At 56.5% G+C, this 24,978-nt stretch carries 23 protein-coding genes and 1 pseudogene; 13 read left to right on the plus strand and 11 right to left on the minus strand.

The window, feature by feature from the left end:
• From DWA01_RS15300 to DWA01_RS15315, 4 genes and pseudogenes are all read right to left on the minus strand, one after another.
• Positions 1-272 (minus strand): annotated as a pseudogene (locus tag DWA01_RS15300) (IS110 family transposase); the annotation flags it as partial.
• Between the two features lie 387 nt (positions 273-659).
• Positions 660-1,139, minus strand: a complete 480-nt coding sequence (locus DWA01_RS15305) for a membrane protein insertion efficiency factor YidD (protein ID WP_160116059.1) — start codon at positions 1,137-1,139, stop codon at positions 660-662.
• A gap of 1 nt (position 1,140) precedes the next feature.
• Entirely contained in the window at positions 1,141-1,800 is a 660-nt protein-coding gene (locus tag DWA01_RS15310; RefSeq protein ID WP_114286683.1) for a hypothetical protein, read from the minus strand.
• A 376-nt stretch (positions 1,801-2,176) separates the two neighbouring features.
• Complete coding sequence (locus tag DWA01_RS15315; protein WP_114286684.1) at positions 2,177-3,061, minus strand: LysR substrate-binding domain-containing protein; 885 nt, start codon at positions 3,059-3,061, stop codon at positions 2,177-2,179.
• A gap of 145 nt (positions 3,062-3,206) precedes the next feature.
• Between DWA01_RS15315 and DWA01_RS15320 the strand changes: the two genes are divergently transcribed.
• Positions 3,207-3,872: an FMN-dependent NADH-azoreductase gene (locus DWA01_RS15320; RefSeq protein WP_114286685.1), complete on the plus strand. Its 666-nt coding sequence runs from the start codon at positions 3,207-3,209 to the stop codon at positions 3,870-3,872.
• Between the two features lie 157 nt (positions 3,873-4,029).
• On the opposite strand, the gene speB is transcribed toward DWA01_RS15320, so the two are convergent.
• The 4 genes from speB to DWA01_RS15340 are packed head-to-tail and all read right to left on the minus strand — an operon-like array spanning position 4,030 to position 8,001.
• Entirely contained in the window at positions 4,030-5,013 is a 984-nt protein-coding gene (speB, locus tag DWA01_RS15325) for an agmatinase (protein ID WP_114286686.1), read from the minus strand.
• 25 nt (positions 5,014-5,038) lie between these two features.
• Positions 5,039-6,319, minus strand: coding sequence for a TRAP transporter large permease (locus tag DWA01_RS15330; protein WP_114286687.1), 1,281 nt, complete (start codon positions 6,317-6,319; stop codon positions 5,039-5,041).
• Complete coding sequence (locus tag DWA01_RS15335; protein WP_114286688.1) at positions 6,316-6,921, minus strand: TRAP transporter small permease; 606 nt, start codon at positions 6,919-6,921, stop codon at positions 6,316-6,318. Before DWA01_RS15335 ends, DWA01_RS15330 begins: the two co-directional genes overlap by 4 nt.
• Before the next feature lie 60 nt (positions 6,922-6,981).
• Entirely contained in the window at positions 6,982-8,001 is a 1,020-nt protein-coding gene (locus DWA01_RS15340) for a TRAP transporter substrate-binding protein (RefSeq protein WP_235008572.1), read from the minus strand.
• A gap of 134 nt (positions 8,002-8,135) precedes the next feature.
• Here DWA01_RS15340 and DWA01_RS15345 point away from each other — a divergent pair, with 134 nt between their 5' ends.
• A complete protein-coding gene (locus tag DWA01_RS15345) occupies positions 8,136-9,029 on the plus strand; it encodes a LysR family transcriptional regulator (RefSeq protein WP_114286689.1) in 894 nt (297 codons plus the stop codon).
• 466 nt (positions 9,030-9,495) lie between these two features.
• Here the strand turns inward: DWA01_RS15345 and DWA01_RS15350 are convergent, their stop codons facing one another.
• Entirely contained in the window at positions 9,496-10,077 is a 582-nt protein-coding gene (locus tag DWA01_RS15350) for a TetR family transcriptional regulator C-terminal domain-containing protein (RefSeq protein WP_114286690.1), read from the minus strand.
• Between the two features lie 148 nt (positions 10,078-10,225).
• On the opposite strand from DWA01_RS15350, the gene DWA01_RS15355 reads away from it, so the two are divergent.
• From DWA01_RS15355 to DWA01_RS15405, 10 genes are all read left to right on the plus strand, one after another.
• Entirely contained in the window at positions 10,226-10,594 is a 369-nt protein-coding gene (locus tag DWA01_RS15355) for a cupin domain-containing protein (protein ID WP_114286691.1), read from the plus strand.
• Positions 10,591-12,336: a choline dehydrogenase gene (gene betA / locus DWA01_RS15360; protein WP_114286692.1), complete on the plus strand. Its 1,746-nt coding sequence runs from the start codon at positions 10,591-10,593 to the stop codon at positions 12,334-12,336. The genes DWA01_RS15355 and betA overlap by 4 nt, the downstream gene beginning before the upstream one ends.
• Positions 12,336-13,811 carry a sulfatase-like hydrolase/transferase gene (locus DWA01_RS15365; RefSeq protein WP_114286693.1) on the plus strand — a complete coding sequence of 492 codons (1,476 nt, stop codon included), beginning with the start codon at positions 12,336-12,338 and terminating at the stop codon, positions 13,809-13,811. The genes betA and DWA01_RS15365 overlap by 1 nt, the downstream gene beginning before the upstream one ends.
• Positions 13,812-14,567: 756 nt before the next feature.
• On the plus strand, positions 14,568-15,509 hold the full coding sequence (locus DWA01_RS15375) for a LysR family transcriptional regulator (protein ID WP_114286695.1): 942 nt from the start codon (positions 14,568-14,570) through the stop codon (positions 15,507-15,509).
• Between the two features lie 488 nt (positions 15,510-15,997).
• On the plus strand, positions 15,998-17,431 hold the full coding sequence (locus DWA01_RS15380) for an ABC transporter substrate-binding protein (protein ID WP_114286696.1): 1,434 nt from the start codon (positions 15,998-16,000) through the stop codon (positions 17,429-17,431).
• A gap of 91 nt (positions 17,432-17,522) precedes the next feature.
• Positions 17,523-18,452 carry an ABC transporter permease gene (locus tag DWA01_RS15385; protein ID WP_114286697.1) on the plus strand — a complete coding sequence of 310 codons (930 nt, stop codon included), beginning with the start codon at positions 17,523-17,525 and terminating at the stop codon, positions 18,450-18,452.
• 10 nt (positions 18,453-18,462) lie between these two features.
• Complete coding sequence (locus DWA01_RS15390) at positions 18,463-19,380, plus strand: ABC transporter permease (RefSeq protein WP_235008573.1); 918 nt, start codon at positions 18,463-18,465, stop codon at positions 19,378-19,380.
• A complete protein-coding gene (locus DWA01_RS15395) occupies positions 19,377-20,399 on the plus strand; it encodes an ABC transporter ATP-binding protein (protein WP_114286698.1) in 1,023 nt (340 codons plus the stop codon). The genes DWA01_RS15390 and DWA01_RS15395 overlap by 4 nt, the downstream gene beginning before the upstream one ends.
• 4 nt (positions 20,400-20,403) lie before the next feature.
• The gene (locus DWA01_RS15400; protein WP_114286699.1) at positions 20,404-21,411 is read left to right on the plus strand and encodes an ABC transporter ATP-binding protein; all 1,008 of its coding nucleotides are present in this window, start codon (positions 20,404-20,406) and stop codon (positions 21,409-21,411) included.
• A gap of 33 nt (positions 21,412-21,444) precedes the next feature.
• Positions 21,445-22,371 (plus strand): PHP domain-containing protein, encoded by a 927-nt coding sequence (locus DWA01_RS15405; protein ID WP_114286712.1) that lies wholly within the window; start codon positions 21,445-21,447, stop codon positions 22,369-22,371.
• 232 nt (positions 22,372-22,603) lie between these two features.
• On the opposite strand, the gene DWA01_RS15410 is transcribed toward DWA01_RS15405, so the two are convergent.
• Entirely contained in the window at positions 22,604-23,476 is an 873-nt protein-coding gene (locus tag DWA01_RS15410) for a LysR family transcriptional regulator (protein WP_136057768.1), read from the minus strand.
• 158 nt (positions 23,477-23,634) lie between these two features.
• Between DWA01_RS15410 and DWA01_RS15415 the strand changes: the two genes are divergently transcribed.
• On the plus strand, positions 23,635-23,898 hold the full coding sequence (locus DWA01_RS15415) for a DUF4242 domain-containing protein (protein ID WP_114286701.1): 264 nt from the start codon (positions 23,635-23,637) through the stop codon (positions 23,896-23,898).
• A 337-nt stretch (positions 23,899-24,235) separates the two neighbouring features.
• On the opposite strand, the gene DWA01_RS15420 is transcribed toward DWA01_RS15415, so the two are convergent.
• Complete coding sequence (locus DWA01_RS15420) at positions 24,236-24,724, minus strand: DM13 domain-containing protein (RefSeq protein ID WP_114286702.1); 489 nt, start codon at positions 24,722-24,724, stop codon at positions 24,236-24,238.
• Positions 24,725-24,978 lie beyond the last annotated feature (254 nt).

Below are 24,978 nucleotides of genomic sequence, written 5' to 3' on the forward strand. Positions count from 1 at the left end.
ATAGCATCTGACTTTCCGCGTTTCACATAGGGTTTGACGTACATGGGTGGGATCAGCCGAACCTCATGGCCGAGCCTGGTCAGCTCGCGCGCCCAGTAATGACTTGTGGAACAGGCTTCCATGCCAATGAGGCAAGGATCGAGATGCGCGAAAAACGGAAACACCTGAGCGCGTCGCAGAGGCCGGTTGAAAGCAACCTCGTCACTCTCAGTGATCCCGTGAACCTGAAAAATATTCTTGGCCAGATCGACTCCGACTGTTGTAACTTGCATGGGGTGGCTCCTCTCAATAGCAGATTTTGACACCTGCAGTATGACGCATCGCGACGTCGGTTGGAGCAGGAGCCATCCACCCCATCAGCTCAGCTCCCATCCTGACGAATTTCTGCGGCCGCAGCATTGGTTGCAATGGGCTCAAAACAGCTGTTCGCTGCGATCTGCGCTGATGTCAGACAATCAGCGGAGGGCTTTGAAGTCGTGTGCATGGAAGCGCGCCAGGTGCCCCTGACACCCCACTAGAGAGCGGACCATCTGACAGATTTATTCGGATGACCTGAATGGCTGAGAATTGGTCGGCTGCTGCCGCCTGATCTGGCGCCAAATCAGAATTCGGGGCTCAATATCGATTAACACGCTGAATCAAAGTAATAATATGGAATATCACTGGAAATCTGGGTGGTAATTCACATCGTCCTCGCCTGCGCAGTTTGAGATCCTGATGTGAGCCCGGGCGAGTGAAGTGATGATGCCGGTTCGGGTCAGGCAGCCGATGAGGTAATTCGAGCAATTGGGCGTGGACGGGCAGGGGCCGGTCAGACCATGTCCCGCAAAACGGGACCCAATCTGGTATAAGACAACTGGCATTACGAAGAGTATGCGCGGAAAAAGAAACAGGCGTGTTATTTCAGGACGTCGAAAATCAAGAATATCTCCGAAAATATCGCTCCCCCAGTACTGTTGTGCTGCAAGAATCTGTTCCTGAGTTGCCCACGCCCAACCCAAACTCACGGCAACCCGATCATCGCCATTCAACAGCGCTCTGCGAAATGAAATTAGCAAAAAATGACGATAAAGCCAAAGCGAGGCAGCCAACGCGGCCCAGGTTGCGACCAGAATGAAGACCACAGAAAGGACGTTCATCTCAGTTGCTCGACGATATCTTGTCATTGATCATTTGTCTGGCATCTTTCATTTCACTACGGTGGCGTTCAGAAGCAAGAACCCGGAAATTCTCGCCGGCTCGGATTACAAAGCCGTCTTTCTCAATCGTGAATTTGGTTGTTGTACCTCCTCCGCATCCTGGCTTGAGAACGTTGTACATCTCCTCATCATGGTACGCACCGACCGTGGATATCTTGTTGAAATAAATTTCTTCCAACGTGTAGTTCCGGCCTCCGCTGTAGTGCATTTCACCTTTTCCGCCGCAACCGGCGTCGGTAACTGCGAAAGAATATTCAGTATTGAAGATTATGAGAGAGCGCTCTTTCAAATATATCAGGGTCACTTCAGCGGCCGAACGGAAGATTATTTTATTGTTACCAATGCGATCATCGTCTGAGCTGATCCTTCGAGCACGCTGTGGAACCCAAAAGAATTCGAACTTTGTGTATCCGCCCTCAGGAAGATCAAATGCGTTGGCAACCTTTCGGTTAAAATCCGCGCGGTTGTTGTTGAGGAATGACCTGATTTCAATCTCAAGATCTTCTGACGGATCGCGTGTGAACGTGAAAATAAACCCGGTCTTCAAACGTATCTTGGTCAGTTTGTGGTACTCAACAATCCGTTCCAGTTTTTCATTCACAGTGAGCTCCTGTCCCCTTGGCGGTATTCCAGCAAAAGAAGGTGTTTATCGGTGTTTTGGAGATCTGTAATAGATAGCACAGTTTCATGGCGCCTATTCGCGGTGTCAACCCGCGTCACATCCCACAGGCATTGACCCGGGTAAAACGCCCCCAGGCGATGATCGATTTACCTGCTGCTCCGGTATCGCACAACGGAAGTAACCCTGGAGCAGCGCTCGTCACCGTCACCGTCACTGAGGTATAAGGCGAACGGAACTTGCCATAAACGTGGGGTGTTCCACCACAATTGGCGGTTGAAAGAAGAGCATTTTGAAATGGACGCATTTGCTGCGCTGCACACGACCAGACGCCCCGGAGAAGCCGCAGGACAACACGTCAATTCTGCTGCTTCAGCCATGCGGTCAACCGGCCAATTGCGTCCCGCCTGGGGTGATTGGGCAGGAAGACGGCCCAATAGGAGTGGCCGGGCAGGAAAATATCCGAGATTTGCGCCAACACGCCTTTGTCCAGCAGATCCGCAACAAGATGCCGGGAGGCAAGCACGGCGCCATGGCCGCTTGCAGCCGCCTCGATGGCGTGGATCTCTTCGGAAAACGACTGAACAGCCGGGCGTGCTTTGATGTCCAGGCCAGCCTGCGTCATCCAGCGTTCCCAACTTGGGGCGTTCGGCGAACCGGACTTCCAGCGGTAGTGGAGCAGCGGGAGTTTCAGGATCTGTTCCGCCGAAAGCGGCGCCAGGTCTGACAACAGGGCGGGTGCGCATACCGGGATGATCCGATCTGAAAACAGCTTTTGCCACTCGGCATCCGCACTGGGATATTCGGCATAACGAATGGCGATGTCGATGCCGGAGCCATGGAGATCTGCGATGCGGTCATCCGCCTCGACCATGACTTCAACGCCTGCTTCTTTGCGCAAGCGAGGCAACCTGGCTAAAAGCCACCGGCTTGCAAACGCCATGGTCACAGACATTTTGAGTGAGCCGTCATGATCGCCCGCAGAAAGCTCTTCAACGGCCCCTGCGATGTGGTCGAGAGAGTCGCGCACGACGGGGAATAATCTCTCCCCCGCCGCCGACAGGCGAACGGGGCGCGGATAGCGGTGAAAAAGCTCAACGCCGAGAATATCCTCGAGCTGGCGAACCTGATGGCTGATGGCCGTCGGCGTCAGGCCAAGTTCTTCGGCGGCATTCTTGAAGTGAAGATGCCGGGCGGCAGCCTCGAAGGCGCGCAACGCGTGCAGGGGGGGTAACCGGCGCAATAACACCTCCCACGGTCAGAAAAGCGCAATCAGGATGAATTTGATTCATCCTGTAGCGGAGAAATTCGATTTTGCCAAGTATTTGCTCCACTGGTAGCCAATCTCCCGAAGAGGCGCTTTGGCCTCGTTTCATCAGGAGAAAAACATGGCCACACTCTTGCGCATTGATGCCAGCGCCCAGCTGGAAGACCGTTCCCTGACCCGGAAGCTAACCGGCTTGTTCGCAGAGCACTTTCTGAAAGGCGCACCGGGGACTGAAGTGATCGTTCGTGACGTCGGGCACAGCCCCGTTCCGCCTATCGATCATCGGTTCATTCACGCTGCTTTCACGTCCCCCGAAGATCGTGACCCCTGGATGCATGAGCGCTTGCACCTGTCCGACCAGTTGATCGATGAGGTTGAGAACGCCGATGTCATCGTTCTTGGCGTGCCCATGTACAACTACGGGATGCCTGCAGCATTGAAGAGCTGGGTTGACCACGTCGCACGGATCGGCCGGACGTTCTCTTTCGATCTGTCGCGCGGAGATTATCCCATCGAGCCCACGCTTTCGGGAAAGAAGCTCGTAGTCCTTTCCTCCCGGGGCGAATTCGGATTTCAGCCGGGAGGCGTGCGTTCGCACCTGAACGCCCTGGACCCGGCGATCGCGGCTTGTGCGCACTACTTCGGGGCGGAAGCGGACGACATTCAAACGGTGGCTATCGAGTATCAGGAGTTCAAGGATGCCCGGCACCAGAGGTCTGTTGCGTTGGCCGAGAAATCGACGCGTGAGATTGCGCTGCAGCTTGCGTCGCCAGGTGTAGCCGCTTGATACAGCAGTGAAGGTGCTCATGGGGCAGGGATCACCGCACGACACGAAATGTGTGTATCGGCGCCCTTCAGTGAGATCCTGATTGTAGTGTCAGAAAAAAACCGCTGCCAGCAAAGAAAGTCTCTGCGGGCAGCTTTTACGACCAATCCAGAACTGATCAGTCGTGGGAGAGAGCCTGTTTTTTGTTGTGAAAAATAAAGCCAATGAAATTCAGCAGCAGCTGAGCCGCCAGAACTTGTGTGCTTTCTGTCGGGTCATAGGCTGGGGCCACCTCTACCAGGTCAATGCCCACCACATCACCGCGTTTGGAAAGCCCCTGAAGGATTTCCAGCACGTCGTAATATTGGAAACCTCCATGGCTGGGCGTGCCTGTGCCTGGCGCGATCGACGGGCAAAACGCGTCGATATCGATGGTGACATAGTAGCGCGCGCCTTCTGGTATGCGATCGAGAACGGCCGCGGTGCCCAATTTGCGCACCTGACGCACAGACAGGATGTCAGATCCGCGCGCGCGGGCGTCATCATAGCCCTCTTTCGCGGTCGAGGACACATTGCGGATGCCCAGCTGGGTCATGCCGGCGACATAGTCTTTTTCAATCGCGCGGCGCATTGGGTTGCCGTGGCCAATCGTTACGCCGTGGCGCTCATCGACAAAATCCAGATGTGCATCGATCTGGATCACATGTAGCGGACCCTTATGGGCGCAATCCTCAGCAAAGGCGTTGATACAGGGGATGTTGATGGAATGATCACCTCCAATGGTCACCGGCAGTGCGCCCGCATCGAGGATCTTTTTTACACCATATTCGATGTTCGCATGACTTTCCCGGGTCTTGGTGTGGATGATGTCAGCATCGCCAATATCGACGATACGTACATCGCTTCCCAGATAGGTGGCGTCATCTTCGTGATCATAGGCGCCGGCGTGACCGAAGCTGAACAATGTCGATGCCTCACGGACCGCGCGTGGTCCGAACCGTGCCCCGGGCCGGAATTGACACCCAAAATCATATGGTGCGCCGAGGATAGCAACGTCGGCATCAATCTTGTCCCAGTCCGACACGTATTCTTTTTTGGCAAAAGTTGAGATGCCAACGAAAGGCAGGTTCAGGCGTCCAGCCTCATAACCATGGTTTGACATGTTTTAGTCTCCTCGAATTCGTAATTTAGCGGTAGGCCAGTTCGGGCAGGAACAGCGCGATCTGAGGGAAGATGACCAGCAGCACAGTGACGAGCAGCAGGATCAGCAGGAAGGGCGGCACTCCACGGACGACATCCACAAAGGGGCGCTTAAAGACCGCGATTGCAGTGAACAGGTTGCAACCGAACGGTGGTGTTGCTGCACCGATCGCCACCTGAAGCGTGATCAGAACACCGACCAGAACAGGGTCAAGACCCGCTGCTTTGATCATTGGGGCAAAGATCGGCACAAGGATCAGGATAACCACGATTGAGTCCACAAACATACAACCGATAAAGAATGCGACATTGATGGCCAGAAGGATCATCATCGGACTGGCGTCATTCAGACCCAGAGCTTCGATGATTTGTTGCGGCACCTGAGCAAAAGACAGCGTCCAGGAAAATGCAGCACCTGCGGCGATCAGGATGAAGACAACTGAGGTGATTGCGCCGGTGGACAATGCAATGCCAGGCAGATCCCGCAGGCGGATCGAGCGGAAAATCAGCGCCTCCAGGATCACCGCATAAAACACACAGATGGCAGCGGCCTCAGTGGGAGAAAAGACTCCGCCATAGATGCCGCCAACAATGATCAGCGGAAAGCCCATGGGCCACAGCGCGCGCCGCATGGCGACGAACCTTTGCCCCCAGCCTTCGCGCGGAAGGACAGGAATATCGTGACGATGGGCATACCACATGCAGTAGATGGAAAAGAGCACCACGATCAAAAGGCCCGGCACGATACCGGCGATGAACAGTTGTGAAATCGAAGTGCCGGATACTACGCCATAAATAATCATGCCGATCGACGGCGGGATCAGATAGGCAAGGTCCGCGGCGTTTACGATCAGACCGATGGTGAAGCTGTCGGAGTAACCCGATTTCAGCATCCGGGGACGCATGGCGCCGCCTACAGCAACAACGGTCGCCTGGGTGGAGCCACAGACAGCACCAAACAGGGCGCAGGCGCTGGTGACCGAAATCGCCAACCCTCCTTTGATATGGCCCATGAAACTCATGACCACATCGATCAGCCGGTTGGCGGAATGTCCACGTGTGATGATGTCAGCGGCCAGAATGAACATTGGCACCGCCACCAGGGCCGCAGGTTTTACGCCGCCTATCATCTGCTGGATCAGGACCTGAAGGCTCAACTCGGGGAAATAGACAACAAAGCCAAGAACAGCGGCTGAGATCAGCGGCATTTTCATCGGGAAACCGGCAAGCAGCAGAATGATCATCACGGCCAGCATAAGCTCTGTCATCGTGTTTCCTCCTCATTGTCGGCGTTGTGACGGCTGACTGCGGCAGCAGTTTCAGGATCTTCGTAACTGTCGATCTCGTTGTAGGAGACGTAGATGTCTTCTTCTGCGAAATTCAGATTGCGAATGGCCGTAAGCAGATACTGCACCGACGTCAGGGCCAGTCCGATCACCACCCAGACATATGTCAGATAAAGCGGGATCTGCAGCGAGGGTGTAATCCGGCCGCGCGACGCCACTTTCTGCACATATTCAAAAGCATACCAGGCGAGCATTGCCATCATGACCGACGTTGTGGCGGCAATGACAATCATCAGAGCCTTGCGTACCTTTCGCGGCAATATGTCATAGATCGCGGACATTCTGATATGGATGCCTTTTCGGGTCGCATATCCCAGGCCCATGAAGGTGATGATCACCATCAGAAACTCGTTCAGTTCCTCGGAAAAATAGATCGATTGCTGGAAGACATACCGACCCAGCACATTCGCGATAGTGTTTGCCGCCATCAGAATGACGCCCCAGCTTAGAATGAAAACTTCAATCCGGCCGATCACAGCGTCTGTTTTTCCAAGAATTCCGATCGGACTTAAAGTGCCCTGCATTCTCTTCTCCCTAAAAAGATACCCCCGTACCGGAACAGTACGAGGGCAGGTTTGTTGTGCTCAGTTCGACGCCGCGAGCTCGGAGGTCAGCGCATCAAGCAGATCCTGGCCGCGTGCGCCAGCGAGTTCCACATAAGCACCGGCCGTGTCACCGGACATGGCACGAAAGACGTCGCGCTCTTCTTCAGTCAGAACGACAAGGGCAATATCAGGCTTTGCTTCGGTGATGATGTCCAGGCGCTTCTGGTTGAAGTCAGCGACGACGCCGTCAATGAACCCGGTCATGCCCGCCATGGTGTCACGCACCAGTGTCTGACGTTCGGGGTTCAGCGTGGCAAACCAGTCGGAACCGGCAACAACGGTGGTGACAAGCTCTTGTTCGCCAGCCCAGATCAAGTTGCTGGTGACTTCATAGAACTTCATTTCTTCAATGGTTGGGATCGGGTTAACCTGGCCGTCGACGGCCCCCAGTTGCAGCGCACCAAACACTTCACCAAATGGCAGCGGGGTAGGGCTCGCGCCCATGTTTTTGTAGGTCTCGATCAGGATCGGCGACACCATCACACGCATTTTGAAATTGGAGAAATCCTCGGGTGTCCGGATCTCACGATTGGTGGTCCAGACCTGCGCGCCTTCCGAATACAGGGTCATCACTTCAAGGCCGCGTTTTTGGAAGTCCTGGTTCAGTTCGCCGTAGATCGTGTCAGAACTGCTGAGGATGCCCGATACTGCGGCCGGATCAGAGGGCAACAGATAAGGCAGCAGAAAGACCTGACTTTCCGGGACGATGGTTCCGAGATTGCCAATCGATACGTTTGTGAACTGGATAATGCCGTCAGCGGCTTGTTCGACCGTTTCAGTCGGGGTGCCCAGCGTCCCCATCGGGTAGATCGCTACGGTCACGTCGCCGCTGGTTGCAGCTTCGATCCGCGTCTTAAACTCCTGCGCATAGGCGTCCATGATCGATCCGGGAATTTCTTCGATGGCGAATTTCCAGACTTCTGCCATTGCCGAGAATGGCATCAGACCAACAGCAACTGCGGCCGCAGTGATTTTCAACTTCTTGAACGTAAGGGTCACTTTATTCCTCCCATGGAACTCAAATTTTGACGGTTCCCTGAGAAGACACCACAAAGCATTACACGAAAAAATACCTTTTATATTATCCTTACATGCGGTAAATTCATGTAAGGTCCAAATGGAGTCCACTGCCCTTGAAACTGCTAAGAAACAACCTTCTGGAAGCATTCGTAGCGGTCGTGGAATGTGGCGGATTTACCGACGCGCAATACGCGTTGGGCATTACGCAATCTGCGATCAGTTGCCGAATTCGCGATTTGGAACTGGCGCTTGGCTACCGGGTGTGTGAACGCGGCCGGGGTGGGTTCTGCCTGACGGAACGTGGTCAGATTGCTTATAAGAAGGCGCGGGATGTTCTGCGCAGTGTGCGCGATTTTGACGCCGAACTGATGGATTTGCGCGGCACGATTACCGGGGAATTGCGCATCGGCATGGTTGATACCGTCAATGGTCTGCCAGGATTTCCTTTGGTCAGCGCCATTCGGCGCTTTCTCAACCGCGAGAACGATGTCCGGCTGGAAGTCTCGGTGGCATCGCCCACAGATCTGACCCAGAGCCTGATATCGGGAAATGTGCACGTCGCCATTGCACCGTTTCGAAATAAGGTGAGTGAGTTGGAGTATACGGAAATCTGCACTGAAGATCATATGCTGTATTGCAGCTCTGATCATCCGCTCTTCCATGCGGATTCTCGTGAGATTACGCCTGACATACTGACCCGCTATCCAATCTGTCAGCGATCTTATGACAAGATTGTACCGCCAAAGCTGATCACGCTTGCCCCACAGGCTGTTGTTGCCAACATGGAGGCCATGGCGATGCTGATCGAAAGCGGCTGTTATCTGGGCGCATTGCCAGTTCATTTTGGGCAGAAGTGGATTGAAAGCGGTCAGTTTCGGGCGCTGGACCATCCGGATCTGCGCTGGACATCTGCCTTCAGCCTGGCCGTGCGAAAATCACAAGCCCGGCGCCGCGCTGTGGAGCTGTTTCTCAACGACATCATGGCTGTTGCGCACAAAGCGGCATGACAAAAACCGCGAACAGAAACATGTGGTATCCGACATTCCACTCAATTTATGGATGAGGCGGCAGATTTGTCTTCACCAAAAGCAGGCATCCCTGAGAGCAGGCAGTTTGTGCCACCAGGATTTAAACTTGCTGGAACGCGGCGTGTTCTATTTTCAGAGGTCTGTTTTGGGACCGCCCTCTATTGGTACTGTAACCAGGTTGTGTCGCGATTTGTTGGTCGAAGGCGATGATGCCAGTGCAGCGAAAATCGGTTTTGTCCGCTCAGCTGGCGTTTGAGAAAAGCGCAGCGAACGGCTGGTCCGAGCCTGAATTACCCAATACTTCACATCAATCATTTTGGCGGAATGCGCAGAGACCAGCCACTGGACGAACGCCAATTCCCAGCGGGTCGGGGATGCTGCTTTACGCTTTGAAAGTGACGGGAGTCGGCTCTGGCGTGTATTGGGACATCTCTATGCCCCCGGCTTATGGCACCGTAAGCACATGTTCGGCCAGGCTCACGGCCAGTTCCTGCGCTGCCACCAGGTCGACCGTTTCGCAGTGTACGGCGTTCTGCAGCCAAACCCCGTCAATCATTGCCGCGATCACCCGCGCTTTGTATTGCGCCTTTTGCGCGTCGTAGAGCGGGCTCAGGGCCGAGAGGATATTTTCATAGTTTTGCTGCTGGTAGCGCAACAGCTCGGTGCGATATGTCAAATCGGAACTGGACAGATAATAGAGCGCCAGCCAGACCGCCGACAGCCTGGCACTTGATTGCTCCGGTACCAGCGCCAGCCGCACGATGGCAAAGATCTGGTCGCGGGCAACGGGATTGGCCGCAATCACTTTCTCCGACTGCGACTGATACGCAGACACAGCATGCCGCATCACCGCAAGCAGCAGGCCCTGTTTGGTGCCGTAGTGGTGGCACACCAGACCCGCCGACACCCCAGCATGTTTGGCAACCTGGCTGAGCCTGAGATCGCAGAACCCGTCTTCCAACAGCACATCCATGGCCGCGTCGATGATCTGAAGCTTGCGTTTTTGCATTTCCGAGGCGCGGGACATGGCGGGATTCTCCTTTAACCCCTTTGTGCTAGCGCGCTGGGCACCAAAACGCCAGTCAGTTCGCTGAACAGCCGTTCAACATTTTCATTGAACGGCTGTTCAGCGAGTGCTAGGCATCCTGCACCAATATTAACCGAGGGAAATTCTCATGATTCGCGCCATTGACCTGACCGAAGCCCAAACCCACGCCTTGCTGGCGGAACCGCGCCAGATGGTGATGAGCGCGCCCGGGATCGCCTCACCCAGAGAGTGGGAGAACCTGGTGGTCGACCGCGCTTCTGAGGAGGTTCGGATGGGCACATGGGTGTGCGAGCCATATACGGACGAGATCGTGGATTATGAGTATGATGAGTTCATGTATCTGCTCAAAGGCACGGTCGAGTTGATTTACCCGGACGGATCCACGGATGTATTCGGCCCGGGTCAGGCCTTCTTGTTGCCCAGTGGCTTCACCGGCACCTGGAAACAGCCGGAGACCGTGATCAAGTTCTTTGTCATGATCGGCAGAGCGGCGTGACGCACTATGATTACATCATAGTTGGGGCAGGTTCGGCCGGTTGTGTGCTGGCAAACCGGTTGGGGGCAGATGGCCATACCCGTATCCTGGTGCTCGAGGCGGGCGGCAGCGACAAAGCCACCATCGTGCGCATGCCTTCGGCCTTGTCTCTGCCGATGAATACAAAACGGTTCAACTGGGGCTTTGTGACTGAACCCGAACCGCATCTGGATGGCCGGGTGATGAACTTGCCGCGCGGCAAAGGGCTGGGCGGCTCTTCTTCCATCAACGGGATGTGCTATGTGCGCGGCAACCCGATGGATTACGAGCTCTGGGCCGATCACGGCGCAGCCGGGTGGAACTGGGCCAATGTGCTGCCCTATTTCCGGCGGATGGAAAATGTGGCCGGACCGGCAGAGCTGCGTGGCCACTCAGGCCCGCTCAGCGTTACACAGGGGGTGCAGACCAATCCGCTTTACCAGGCCTTCGTTGATGCGGGTGTCGAGGCCGGATACGCCCGCAGCGCCAATATGAATGACCTCCAGCACGAGGGGTTCGGCCCGATGGAGATGACTGTTGGCAAGGGCGAGCGCTGCAGTGCATCCGTGGCCTATCTGCGCCCGGCCATCGCGCGCGGCAATGTCAAAGTCATCACCCACGCCCATACCACACGTGTGCTGATGGAGGGGACCAGGGCGGTTGGCGTTGAATACCGCCGCAAGGGCAAACTGACCCAGGTCCACGCCGCCGAAGTAATCATCTGCGCGGGCCCGATCATGTCTCCGGTGGTGCTGAAGCGGTCGGGCATCGGACCCGGGGCCGAACTGCAACAGGCCGGTATCAACGTGGTTCATGACCTGCCGGGGGTTGGCGAGAACCTGATGGACCATCTGGAGCTCTATGTGCAGCAGGCTTGTACCCAGCCAGTTTCCCTCTATCCGCATATGAGCCTTCTGGGCAAAGCGATGATCGGCCTTCGCTGGCTCTTGCGTCGCGACGGGCTGGGCGCCACCAATCATTTCGAGTCCGGCGCCCATATCCGCAGCCGTGCCGGCATCAGCTACCCCGACATCCAGTTCCATTTTTTGCCGCTGTCGATTTCCTATGACGGTAAATCATTGGCAAGGGGACACGGGTTCCAGGCGCATGTCGGCACCAAACGCTCAAAAAGCCGGGGCTGGGTGCGGCTGAACCCCACTGATCCAGAAGCCCCACCCCGGGTGCGCTTCAATTACATGAGCCACGCAGACGACTGGACTGAAATGCGCGCCTGCGTGCGTCTCACCCGCGAGATCTTTGCACAGCCCGCTTTTTCGACCTATCGTGGCGCGGAACTGGCGCCGGGCGCTGATTGCAACAGTGACGCGCAGATCGACCAGTTTATCAGGGACAAGGTCGAAAGCGCCTATCACCCCTGTGGCACCTGCCGGATGGGAACCGATACGCAGGCGGTGGTCGATCCAACCACGATGCGGGTGCACGGGACCAAAGGGTTGCGGGTGGTGGACAGCTCCATCATGCCACAAGCAACGGCGGGCGATCTGAATGCGCCGACCCTGATGCTGGCGGAACGGGCCTCCGATCTGATCCTTGGCCGCAGCCTGCCTGCCGCCGATCCCGCGCCGCTGCCAGTGGATGCCGGATGGAAAAGCCGCCAACGCTCGGGCGAAATTTCGCTCGATCTGAGCCGGACAGCTGCCGACACCGGCGCAATCTTTGAACAGGAACGCGCCCTTGCGGCCGCAACAGGGAGCCACATGTGATGGCCAAAAAAAGTCCAAATGTACTGCTGATCTTCGTCGACAACCAACCCGCCAAGATGATGGGCTGTGCCGGCAATGACGAGGTGCATACCCCGAACCTCGACAAGTTTGCCACCCAGGGGGTGCGCTTCTCCGAGGCGTTTTGCCCAAACGCTATGTGCTCGCCTTGCCGTGCGTCGGTGTTGACCGGGTTGATGCCATCGCAGCATGGTATTCACACCTGGCTGGATGACGCGGTGATGGACACGTGGCCAGAAAACTGGAACGCCGTTGACGAATTCTACACGCTGCCGGAACGCCTGAAAGACAATGGTTATCACACCTCGCTGATCGGCAAGTTCCATCTTGGCATTGCCGACACGCCCAAGAACGGGTTTGATGACTGGATCACGCTGCAGATTGGCCACGTGTTGTCCTTCTACGACAACAAAATGATCGACAACGGGCGGAACTTCACCCACCCGGGCCATTCTGTTGATTTCTTCACCCAACGTGCGGTGGACACCATTACTGAACGTGCAGCCACGCCCGACCAGCCCTTTTTCATGTTCCTGACCTATCCGGCACCTTACGGGTTCTGGCCATCAATTGAGGGCGAGCCGACCAACCGTCATGGCGGTCTTTACAAGGACACGCCCTTTAACTCGGTCCCGCGCGAGGCGGTTGCCAAGCAGCTGGTGGACTGGATGCTGATCCGCCATGACAAGCTGCCCGAGGATGAACCCGATTATTTCGAAGGGCTGGTGCGCATGCCTAACGATATGCCAACCCTGCGCAATTATTACTCGCAGATGAGCATGGTGGACGAAGGTGTGGGCAAGGTTCTGGCTGCGCTCGACACGCATAACCTGACCGAAGATACGTTGATCATCTACACCTCGGATCATGGCATGGCGCTGGGCGAGCACGGGTTTTGGGGCCATGGCGAAGACAGCTGGCCCTCAAACACCCATCGCGAGGCCAATCATATCCCGATGATCGTCAAGCCACCCCACGCGCCGTTGCAAGATCAGGTTTGTGACAATCTTGTGGGCACCACTGACATCTTCGCCACGGTGCTCGATTACGCGGGTGCCGGGGTCGCCAACCCGGAAGACAGCGCCGCCCGCAGCCTGCGCCCGCTGTTGGAAAGCAGCGCCGCCGATTGGGAGGATGTGGTGTTCATGGAGCAGGAAGAGACCCGCTCGATCCGCACTGCGCGCTGGAATTTCATGCGCCGTTTTCAGCCGACCTCGTATCATTTCGGCCATGTTCTCTATGATCTGGCCAAGGATCCGGATGAGCGTACTAACGTTGCTGAAGACCCGGAATATGCGCCCGTGGTGGCCGAACTCTGCGCCCGGCTGGACAAGCAATACGACAAATATGCGGATCCAAAATGGAACCTCTGGGAAGGCGGGCGGGTAAAGTCCAACTCGACCCGGCCGTTTTTGTGGGAAGAAGTCTGGGGTAAGGATTGGCAACCAACCTTTTGACGGCGGGGGCAGGGAGGGCTTTGCAAGGGATAAGCCTTTAGAGAACTTTCTCTGTTTTTCTTAAGTAGTCAGGCCGGCCTCATCCAATGCGCTGCGGCCGGCCCTGACGGACGTGATTTCACGTCGCAGCGCAACAACTCATAGGACCCAAAGGATGGCTTCGGGGCGAGATTCGATTTTCCCGAAGCTCAGAATTGTCGGTTTCGCCAAGACGGAAACGGCCGTTCAGCCGCCCGGTCGCAGGGTATAAAACCCGCTCAGCCAGCGATCGGGCAGAGCGCAGCGAAGGTCCGCCCGGACGCCCTGAGCTGACTTCAAATCGAACGGCCATGCCGATAATCGGCGCGATTCATTTGCGAGGTTGGGTGAGTTCTATCACATTGCCAAACGGGTCTTCGCAGATGATTTGTTTGCCACCCACGCCATCATGTGTGTCGTTTCCTCTTCGCGTTGGCGCCAATATTGACAATGGAAACGATGCAGCACTCTATGTCGGAGAAGATATTTTGCTCTGAGGACGCGTGACTGGTCAACTCCCTGAAAGGGGTGCGGTCAGTAGGGATCGGATCTGTTATCGGGTTGATTTTGACCCGGAGACGCTGGCGCACCTGCCGAAATGCTGCATGTCGCGTGGCCAGCGCAATCAGGTTCACGGATGGCCTGATGCCAGTTTGAGGAAATAAATTTTCGAAGAATGAGCCGGCCGCGGTCGAAGCCTGGATCATATCCAAAATAAATTAGGGGTGCGAAAGCTGAATGGACACCAAATGTCTCATAGACGTCCTGGTGCTGAGGTCAGAAGGCAACTTTCGGATTGCGGCGGAGCAGCGCGGTGTCTCTCAACCTGCCTTCAGCCGCCGCATTCAGGCGCTTGAAGCCTGGGTCGGCGCGGCTTTGATCGACCGCGCGGGGCATCCTTTGCAACTGACCGAAGCGGGCAGGCTGTTTCTTCCGGTGGCGCAAAAGATTGTTGATCTGGCCGAAGCGGGAAAAGCGGATGTTCAGACGCTGGTTCTGGAAGAAAACGAGAAAATGCGTTTTTCAACGCTTGCGACGCTGTCTCAGATTTTCATACCTGGCTGGCTAAAGGGTCTTCTGCCATTTATCGACGTCAATAAGATTGTGGTCAAAACCGAATATGGCACGATTGCGAGTTATATCTCGGCGCTGGAGGCAAATTCCGTAGATTTTTTCGTCAGCTATCTGGATCCCAAAATCGGCCTGCCTGGTGTCGCGTCTGCAATTGCCTCGCTGACCCTTGGTACGGAAACGCTTGTTCCGGTCGTCAGCCCAAACAAAGACGGCAGCCCGCGCTGGTGGCTGCCGGACAGGCCGGAAGGTCCAATTCCGTGTCTTCATACGCACTCCGATGATTCACCCTGGCCGATCAAAAACCATATGGAAAACAAGTATACCGGCCTGATCTTCAGATCTGTGTATGATTCATCTATCGGCACGGCGTTGAAAGAAATGGCGGCCGAAGGATTTGGTCTGGCCTGGATGCCCCGTACATTTGTTGAAGCTGACCTGACAAACGGACGGCTTGTCCGGGCCGCAGGTCCGGAGGATGATATTCATGTTGATATCAAAATCTTCCGATGTTTGAAATCCAGCCAACCGAGGGTGGAAAAGTTCTGGAATGTCTTGCTGCAACAGCAAATGCGCGCGTTTGCCCCCGTTCAGATGGCGGCAGATTAGATCCAACCCAAATATTGGCACAGATACCGTCGTCTGCCAGTCTCTTTTTGCGGCTGCGGCGATAACTATTCTGTATTAACTCACTTAGGTCATGCAATTTTTGCATGAGAAGTATCGATAATAATATTGGACGCCTTTGACATAGATTTCCTAACATCGGGCCACAGAAAATTTGGAGGGCATCGGTAATTTTTGGAAGCTTTTTTAGGGTCTTGCCACCAGATTGTGGCTTTTGCCACGCATAAAAATCCTGGCATCACTCTGTGCAGTCTTTGCCTGTGACACGCCGTTGTTTGCCAGGCACCAATATCTTGGGAGGATGTAAAATGAATACAACCACAACTTTATTGTATGGCGCGTGGGCCGGGTCCCGACGGGACTTACTCAGGTCGGCAAAAGCGTGGATGGTCGCAGCAACGCTCGCGCTCTCGCTGGGATCTGGTGCTGCCTTTGCTTAACAGAATGGCCGCTCGAACCTGAAAATTGCCATGCCAACCACCTGGGCCGCGCATGGGCCCGTGGTGAACGCCAATTTTGCCGCACGCGTCGCCTATTCGATCTATGATCAGCTGGTGCGGCGGGACTATCTGTCGGGACCAGGCGGGGGCGGGATCGAACTGGTGCCCGGGCTTGCCACCTCGTGGGAACAGGTTTCGCCGACCGAATGGGACTTTACCATTCGTCAGGGCGTGAAGTTCCACGACGGCACGACGATGACTGTGGATGACGTGGTGTTCTCGATCAATAATACCTATGGCGCTGGCAGCGAGCCGTTCGCGGCATCTGGTACGATCGCGAGTGTCGTGGCGATGGATGCCGATACGGTTCGTATTACCACCAAAAACCCCGACCCGGCCTTGCTGGCGCGGATGGCGACGGTGATGGGCCAGGTGTATCCTCAAGCCTATTACGAGCGCGTCGGCCAGGAAGAGTTCGGTCATCTTCCGGTCGGCACCGGTCCGTACAAATGGGCCGGTCGTGTCACCGGAGAATCCGTAAAGCTGGATGCATTTGATGACTACTGGGGCGATACCCCGCCACTCAACAGCATCACATTTCTGGAAGTGCCTGAAGTTTCGTCGCGTATCGCGGGTCTGATGACCGGGGAGTTTGACATCGCGACGTCAATTCCCCCCAGCCAGACCCGGCCGATCGACAACGACGCCGGTACTGAAATCCGCGCCGTGGCTGTTGAAAATGTGCAGATGATCACTTTCCGCCAATATAAAGAAGGTCGTCCGCAGGCCGACAAGCGCATTCGAAAAGCCATGGCACTGTCGCTTGACCGCGCATTGCTGGCGGACAAGCTGTGGGCCGGACTGACCACTGCCGGTACCTATGATTTTGCCGGTTATGGTGAGTATGCGATCCCGGAGCGCGGTCCGCTTCCGTTCGATCCTGAAGGCGCAAAAGCGTTGCTGGCCGACGCTGGTTACAATGGCGAAGAGATCGTTATCCGGATCGTTGGTGGCTATTACACCAACATGACGCGGGCCGTCGAAGCCAGCATGGAGATGTGGAAAAAGGTCGGTCTGAACGTCAAGCTCGACATCATCGAGAACTGGGGCCAGATGGGGCAGGAAGGCGACGCCTACGCCGCGTCTGACAACATGTGGATGACCGACCCTGCAGGTGGCATGTGGTTCAGCTGGGGCCGCGAAGGCGGACACCGGCTGAAGGACTGGGGCGGCACAGCGCCGGCTGAATTCCTCAAGCTGGGCACCGATATCGAGCAGGGCTCAGACTTCGCCACCCGCAAGACGGCCTATGGGGATTTGCTGGAATTGTGGGATGATCTGGTGCCGGCAATCCTGCTGTATCGCCCGGTCGAAGCCTACGGTGTACGCAAAGGCCTGGAGTGGCAGCCCTACACCATCTTCTACATGGACTTCCGCGCAGCCAATTTCAAAGACAACGGCTAGCTACAGACTATTTAACATACGGGTGGGCCGGAGGCAGAGCTTTCGGCCCACCCATTGAGCAGATTACATAAAAACATCAGGCGAGCGCAGAATGACCCGATATATTCTCATTAAGATACTGCGCAGCACCTTCACGCTGTGGATCGTGGTCTCCGCCGTTTTTCTGATCCTCCGGGCCTCCGGCGATCCGCTTTACAGCATCTTTTCCCTGGGCACGCCGGAAAGCACACTCGACGTCTTCCGGGCGAAATGGGGCATCGACAAATCAATCTTTGAACAATACGTGATCTATCTCAGCGACATCACGAAGGGCGACTTTGGCACCTCGTTTTTTGATGGTCAGCCGGCCTGGGATCTGGTGGTGGAACGGCTTCCCAAGACCTTGTTGCTCGGGGGCACGACATTTGTGATCAGCGTTGTCGCCGGTGTGACCCTTGGGGCCATTGCGGCGCTGAAACGAGGTACGTTCTGGGATCGCGGAATAATGACGGCGGCAGTCGCCTCATTTTCGATGCCGAGCTACTTTCTCGCGCTGTTACTGATCCTGCTGTTTTCGCTGAAACTGCGGTGGCTGCCGACATCCGGCGCCAGCACCTGGCAGCATCTGATCCTGCCCGCGACCACGCTTGGGCTGACACTGTCGGGATCGATTGCACGGTTTGTCCGCTCAGCAATGCTGGAAGTTCTGCGCCAGTCCTATATGCGCACAGCGCGCGCCAAAGGCGCACCAAAGTGGCGCCAGATCGTCTGGCACGCGCTGCCAAATGCGGCAATCCCGACGGTCACCGTCATTGGCTTCCAGCTGGGCTGGCTGATCGGTGGCTCAGTGGTGATCGAGACGGTTTTTGCCTGGCCTGGTGCCGGGCGGTTGTTCATCACGGCCATCGGCTTGCGGGACTTTGCCGTGGTGCAGATGTTCATTCTGATGGTCGCTTCAACCGTGATAATCGCGAACCTTTTGGTGGACATACTCTATGGCCTTCTCGATCCGCGGATCAGTGTCATTGGAGTAAAGAAGTGAGACAATTCAAGTGAGCACACAACAGACAAACACTGCGGCGCAGTCGCAGGATGAGCCCCGGATCAGGCGCGGCCGGACCGGCGCGTTGCTGGCGCGCTGGGGGCTGAGCGGCGAATGGCTGGTGACGGCGGCATTGATCTATATTGGGTTTATTCTGTTCGTCGCGGTCTTTGGTTTCCTGTTCCAACCCTATCCGCACACCCAAATGGATCTTTTCAACCAGTTGCAGCCGCCGGTGTTTATGCAAGGCGGCTCCTGGGAACATATCTTCGGCACCGATGAGCTAGGCCGCGATGTGCTCAGCCGCCTGATCCGCGGGCTGCGCCTGAGCGTTCTGATCGGGGTGATCGGGACCGTGATCGGCGCTGTTCTGGGCAGTTTTCTGGGCATTGTCGCGGCGCATTTCCGCGGCTGGGTGGAAGAAGTTCTGATGATGCTGGTGGACGTTCAGGTTTCGCTGCCGTTCATCATTTTCGCCCTCGCGGTGCTGGCCTTTGTTGGCAACAGCCTGACCATTCTGATCATCGTCGTGGGAATTGACGGCTGGGAGCGCTATGCGCGGCTGGCGCGCTCAATGGTGCTGACGGCCAATCAACAGGATTACGTGCTGGCGGTGCGCTCGCTCGGGCTGGGCAATTTCCGGATTTATCAGCGCCACGTTTTGCCCAATATCATGGGCACTCTGATCGTGCAGGCAACGATCAACCTGCCCGGTGTCATTCTGCTGGAATCAACCCTGAGCTTTCTGGGGCTCGGGGTGCAGCCGCCGATGACCAGCCTCGGCCAGATCCTGGGTGTGGGGCGTGATTACCTGATCCTGGCGCCGTGGATCGCAGTATTGCCCGGCATGGTGATCTTCTTTTTAACCCTGTCGATCGCCACCGTTGGCGACTGGCTGCGTGACCGACTGGACCCGACCCTGAAATGACAGAATTTAATCATCATAATTCGGTGGCGCCGAGCGCTGCGACTGAAAAATACCTGCTGGAGGTGCGCGACCTGTCGGTTGTTTTTGACACCGCCGAAGGCACTCTCGGGGTGGTGGACAATGTAAGCCTGAAAGTGCAGGCCGGACGCACCCTTGGGCTGGTCGGTGAAAGCGGCAGCGGCAAAAGCGTGACCTGTCTGGCCGCTCTGGGACTTTTGCCGCAAAGGGGCAGGGTCACCAGTGGTGACGTGATGTTTGAAGGCCGTGACCTGCTGAAACTCAGCGAGGCGGAGATGTCCGACCTGCGCGGCTGCAAGATCGCGATGGTTTTTCAGGATCCGATGGTGTCGCTCAATCCGGTGCGCACGATCGGCTGGCAAATATCGGAATCGCTGCGCCTGCACCAGAACCTGTCCAAAGGTGCCGCGCGGCGCCGCGCTCTCGAATTGCTCGATCTGGTTGGTATTCCCGAAGCAAACGCGCGATTTGGCGAATATCCGCATCAGTTTTCCGGCGGCATGTGCCAGCGCGCCATGATCGCCATGGCCATCGCCTGCGAACCCAGCCTGCTGATCGCTGATGAGCCAACGACAGCGCTCGACGTCACTATTCAGGCGCAGATCCTGGAGTTGTTGTCGCAACTCAAGACGGAACTGAACATGGCGCTGATCCTGATCACACATGATCTGGGCGTGATCGCTCAGGTCGCCGATGATGTTGCGGTAATTTATGCCGGCCGGATCGTCGAAGAAGCGCCGGTGCTGGATTTATTCGACGCGCCGCTGCATCACTACACGCAAGGGCTGATGAATTCCCTGCCACGGGTCGACCGCAAAGTTGACCGGCTCAGCACCATCGGGGGCGCGGCGCCGCCGCCGCAGGACTTTGTCCCGGGCTGCCGTTTTGCCCCGCGTTGCAGCCATTGCGACGTTTCCTGCGCCGGCGAGAGACCGGAATTTCAGAATGTCGGAGGCGCCCGGCGGGTGGCGTGCAGACATCCCATGACATCAGGTGGATAAAACCATGAACAAGCCAGCAAATATTAAGCCGGACGTCCTGATGGAGGTGCGTGATCTGGTCTGCCACTTCCCGGTCAAGCGCGACGGCCTGTTTGGCAAGCGCAGGGTGGCGCACGCCGTCAACGGGGTGTCGCTCGACCTGATCGCCGGCGAGACCCTCGGGCTGGTGGGGAAATGCGGCTGCGGCAAGTCGACGCTCGGTCTGCTTGTCCTGAACCTGATTTCACCGACATCGGGCTCGGTTTTGTTTCGCGGTCAGGACATCACCCGGACAAACAAGAAAGAATGGCGCCGGTTGCGCAGCGAGATGCAACTGGCGTTTCAAAACCCGCTCGGGGCGCTCAATCCGCGGCGCACCATCGGGGCGCAGATCCGTGAGCCGCTGGATATCCATCAGCTGGGGGATCCGGCTGACCGTCACAAAACGGTTCTTGATATGCTGGAAGCGGTCACCTTGCCAGAACATCTGCTGGAGCGTTATCCGCACCAGTTGTCGGGCGGCCAGCAGCAGCGCGCGGTCATTGCGCGCGCGTTGATCATCGGGCCTCAATTGCTGGTGTGCGACGAAAGTGTCTCGGCGCTTGATGTGTCGGTCCAGGCCCAGGTGGTGAACCTGCTGGCAGATCTGCAAAAGAAGCTCGGGCTGAGCTATCTGTTCATCAGCCATGATCTGAGCGTGGTGCGTCATATCAGCTCGCGCATCGCAGTGATGTATCTGGGCCGGCTCGTCGAACTGGCTGACAGCGAAATGCTGATAGAAAATCCGATGCACCCTTATACAAGGGCGCTGATTTCCGCGGTACCGGTGCCGGACCCGCGCGCCCGCACATCGCGGGCGACAATCGGGGGCGAGCCGCCCAACCCGTTTAACCCGCCTTCGGGCTGTGCCTTCTACAGCCGTTGCCCGCATGCTGACGATAAATGTCGTTCACTGATACCTGAGTTCCGCCAGATTGGTCCACAGCACATGGTCGCCTGCCATCATGCGGAAGCTCTGGCCCAAACCTCCTGATTGCATTGTAATACCGAACCGAAAGCCAACGCCATGCCAACCAGCTTTTTCACCGACGCCGGCAAGTTTTATCGCGGCAATCTGCACACCCACTCCACCATGTCGGATGGGTCACTGGACCCCGAAGAGGTCTGCCGCCGATATCAGGCAGAAGGCTATGATTTCATCGCCCTGACAGACCATTTTGTCGGACTGTTTAATTACCCGATCACCGACACAACCGGACTGCGCAACAACGGTTTCACCACGATTGCGGGCGCAGAATTACACACAGGTTCCATGGAAAACGGCCAGTTATGGCATCTTTTGGGCCTTGGGCTTCCGTTTGATTTTGCCGCGCCGGATGCACCGGATTTCAGCCCGGTCAGGGAGTCGGAATCCGCCGCCAGTATTGCACAACGGGCGCGGGATGGGGGCGCGTTTGTGGCCATCGCGCACCCCCACTGGTCCGGTATGACCGAGGCCGACGCCCGCACCATTACCGCCGCGCATGCGGTGGAGATTTACAACCACGGTTGCGTTGTCGACAATGACCGCGGTGAAGGGTTCCTGACGCTGGAACATCTGTTGAACGAGGGCCGCCGTCTGAACCTGATCGCCACTGATGATGCGCATTTCAATTCCCCCGATTATTTCGGTGGCTGGGTAAAGGTCAAGGCGCGGGAAAACACACCAGAGGCGTTGCTTGCGGCCCTGAAATCCGGTGCGTACTACTCCAGCACCGGCCCGGAAATTCACGATATACGTGTCACCGGAAACAGCATCGAAGTGGATTGTACTCCGGTTGTCAGCATCCTTATTCAGGGCCAGGGCTCGCCAATGGCATCCCAGCGGGGAGAGACCATGACAACAGGGAAAATTTCGCTGGACCGTCTGGCCGGCTCGCCCTGGATCCGCGTTTCGATCATTGACCGGGCGGGAAAACGTGCATGGTCAAATCCGATCTGGGTCAACGATTGAGGCATAGTCTTTACTCTCACCTCCCTGAACGCTGCGCGCTTGCTCAAGAGCGGCGGAAGGCGAGTTTGGCCGAACCCTCGCCAAAACCTAACTGATCAGACCACATGGCAAAAAGGTCTGCCGCGCAGGCTCGATATTAAAGTTTTTCAACAGACTAAGCCCAAAGCGGACCAGGCACCTTCAAACGGAGATGTTTACAGTGGCTGCAGTGAAAATACCCATTTGCGTATATTTAACCAGGCCAGCCAAAGCACTGGGCTGAGCGCACAAGTGCGGAAACTGCCGGGCTAAATTGCCTGCCAGATACATTTATCATCGAGATCGTCCGGCTCAGCGATGGTTCAACCAGTGGCCGCTGCAGAAGTTCCGGCAAATTCACCGAATATTCCGGCATGAACGCAAACCCGATATGTGCCAGCACCATTGCCTGAACCCAGTCTTCACGTTCGGAACGAAAACGCGCGTATAGGTCTACGCCGGTATCCCGGCAGACTCCCATCACCATTTCACGCATTTCGCAGGCCAGCCGGTCAACGTAGGGCTGTCCCGACAGATCGGCCAGCCTGATCGCATTTTTGTCGGCCAGCGCGTGGCCGGGGGCGATAATTACAATATAGCGTTCGTTGTATAGTTCAGTAACGTTGAACCCGTCACTGAACGCGTCGAGCGGATTTAGGATGGCCAGATCAAGATCGCCATTTTCCAACTTGCTTTTCAGCTCGCTCAGGCTGGCTTCGCTGACCGCAACCTCGACTCCATCATAGTCTTTCTGGAATTTTGACAGGAAGCGCGACAGGCGCACATGGCCCACCGTTGACATCACGCCAAGGCGCACCGGCACGTCGTTCAGCAGTCTGAAGTTTTCTGCCAGCGTCTGGGCCGCATCCGTCTCTGCCATGATCTGCTGCAGGTGCGGTAGCATGGACCGGCCAAAGTCGCTGAGCAGGATGCGTTTGCCTTCGCGGTGGAACAAAGGTGCGCCCAACTGCGCCTCCATCGTCTTTATGGCTTTGGTTAAGGCCGGTTGGCTGACATTGCAGTTCGCAGCTGCCTTGGTGAAATTCAAGGTTTTGGCCGATGCCAGCACGTATTTGATCTGAGACATTTCCACGGTGGAGAACTCCACTATTGCCGATCTGACTGCGACTTTAACACAATAGTCGATAACTTGAGGTTATTGATTGATAAGGATTTGCTGGTTCCGTTCGCTCAGATCTTGCGGCTTCATAGTGGCATGCCAAATCACCACAAGGAGAAAACCCCATGACAGTCTACCTGGTCGAGAGAAGTCTCAAAGGGATCAGCATGGAAGATCTCGGCGGCGCGCAGAAGGCCGCAATTTCGAAAGCGGCAGAAATGAGCGCTGCCGGGACCGATATAAAATATATTCGCACAACATTCACCCCGGATGACGGGCACTGCATGTGCCTGTTTGACGGAAATTCTGTCGCCGACGTGCAGCGGCTGAACGAGGAAGCCGGGATACCCTTTGACTCTGTTGTTGAGGCGCTGGACCTGACGCCATAGCGCCTGCACTGCAACCCCGTTCCAAACTATTATTGGCCCGGCGACAAAGGCTTGCCGGGCTCAATGCGGCAAAGTCTGCTTTAAGGCCGGGTGTGATTTGCCACGCTGTAAGCGAAAACAAACACTCGTTCAGTTTCTGTCTGGAAATTCACCCAAATTCAGAATGGTTTCTTCGTCCGCACAGCAGGCGTTCAGCCCTGCGGCAGCGATAGTCCGCTCCGGGCCCTTTCTGTCAAAGGCTGCACCGTAACCATCTAAGCGGTGTGCATTGCTACGTGAACGTCACGGTGTTCCAGCGCCGGTCAGGATTTGTGCTCTTTGGACCGTGCCCGGCCCGTCATCCGTCGGGGCTGCCAAACGGGGCGGCGGAAAACAACACACCGAACTGTTCGCACCAGACCACGACAGAGCGGTACTGACTCAGATCGGTGCCGGCTGGGACGGAATAGCTTTGATCGCCGATATTGCCTTTGAGCAGACCGAGCGACAGCCAATTGCCCGCGGTCACATCTGCAGAGCTGGCCGGATCGGGATGGTCCGAGAGCCAGAGTTCCAGATCGGGGCCATTTGTGACCTCGAACCCGGAAAGCTGCACCTCGACCCCGCCACCGGGCAGGGCGACCATGCGTGCGTTCCCCTTGCCACGATGCGCGGCATCGGCGTCGCGGAAACTTCCCTCGGCCACTATCATCACGTCCTCGCCCTGGGCCAGGGTTTCATTGACAACCCGATCGATCCAGAGGGGCGAAGCCAGGTACCAAAAGGCCGCACCAAAAATAACGCCGGCGATAAAACTGGGAATGGCAATGAGCAAGAACCGTTTCACGAGAGCCTCCGTAACCGTAATATATAAGCACAGAATGGTGCTGCGGGATTGTAAAGGCAATGGGCAAGGCTCGGCATCGCGGTGAACAGGCTGTGCACGCCACATGTGTTTCCGGCACCGCAGTAATACCCGCCGCGTCCCTCTGCCATAACACTCAGGCATGGCCCATTGCTGCTGTTCGACTCTGGCGCGACAAATGGCGGCTCTGAGCCTTTCGGTGACCTTCGTCGCGCCGCATCTGTTGATTTATTTTG

This window comes from Candidatus Halocynthiibacter alkanivorans (assembly GCF_003333265.1).
Lineage (GTDB): Bacteria > Pseudomonadota > Alphaproteobacteria > Rhodobacterales > Rhodobacteraceae > Halocyntiibacter_A > Halocyntiibacter_A alkanivorans.

Coding starts and splice junctions, on each gene's coding strand:
- DWA01_RS15410 (WP_136057768.1), bottom strand. CDS start 23,476: ATGTCTCAGATCAAATACGTGCTGGCATCGGCCAAAACCTTGAATTTC.
- DWA01_RS15320 (WP_114286685.1), top strand. CDS start 3,207: ATGGCCACACTCTTGCGCATTGATGCCAGCGCCCAGCTGGAAGACCGT.
- DWA01_RS15380 (WP_114286696.1), top strand. CDS start 15,998: ATGCCAACCACCTGGGCCGCGCATGGGCCCGTGGTGAACGCCAATTTT.
- DWA01_RS15400 (WP_114286699.1), top strand. CDS start 20,404: ATGAACAAGCCAGCAAATATTAAGCCGGACGTCCTGATGGAGGTGCGT.
- DWA01_RS15355 (WP_114286691.1), top strand. CDS start 10,226: ATGATTCGCGCCATTGACCTGACCGAAGCCCAAACCCACGCCTTGCTG.
- DWA01_RS15395 (WP_114286698.1), top strand. CDS start 19,377: ATGACAGAATTTAATCATCATAATTCGGTGGCGCCGAGCGCTGCGACT.
- DWA01_RS15365 (WP_114286693.1), top strand. CDS start 12,336: ATGGCCAAAAAAAGTCCAAATGTACTGCTGATCTTCGTCGACAACCAA.
- DWA01_RS15415 (WP_114286701.1), top strand. CDS start 23,635: ATGACAGTCTACCTGGTCGAGAGAAGTCTCAAAGGGATCAGCATGGAA.
- DWA01_RS15305 (WP_160116059.1), bottom strand. CDS start 1,139: ATGAACGTCCTTTCTGTGGTCTTCATTCTGGTCGCAACCTGGGCCGCG.
- DWA01_RS15405 (WP_114286712.1), top strand. CDS start 21,445: ATGCCAACCAGCTTTTTCACCGACGCCGGCAAGTTTTATCGCGGCAAT.
- DWA01_RS15385 (WP_114286697.1), top strand. CDS start 17,523: ATGACCCGATATATTCTCATTAAGATACTGCGCAGCACCTTCACGCTG.
- DWA01_RS15330 (WP_114286687.1), bottom strand. CDS start 6,319: ATGACAGAGCTTATGCTGGCCGTGATGATCATTCTGCTGCTTGCCGGT.
- speB (WP_114286686.1), bottom strand. CDS start 5,013: ATGTCAAACCATGGTTATGAGGCTGGACGCCTGAACCTGCCTTTCGTT.
- DWA01_RS15335 (WP_114286688.1), bottom strand. CDS start 6,921: ATGCAGGGCACTTTAAGTCCGATCGGAATTCTTGGAAAAACAGACGCT.
- DWA01_RS15375 (WP_114286695.1), top strand. CDS start 14,568: ATGGACACCAAATGTCTCATAGACGTCCTGGTGCTGAGGTCAGAAGGC.
- DWA01_RS15350 (WP_114286690.1), bottom strand. CDS start 10,077: ATGTCCCGCGCCTCGGAAATGCAAAAACGCAAGCTTCAGATCATCGAC.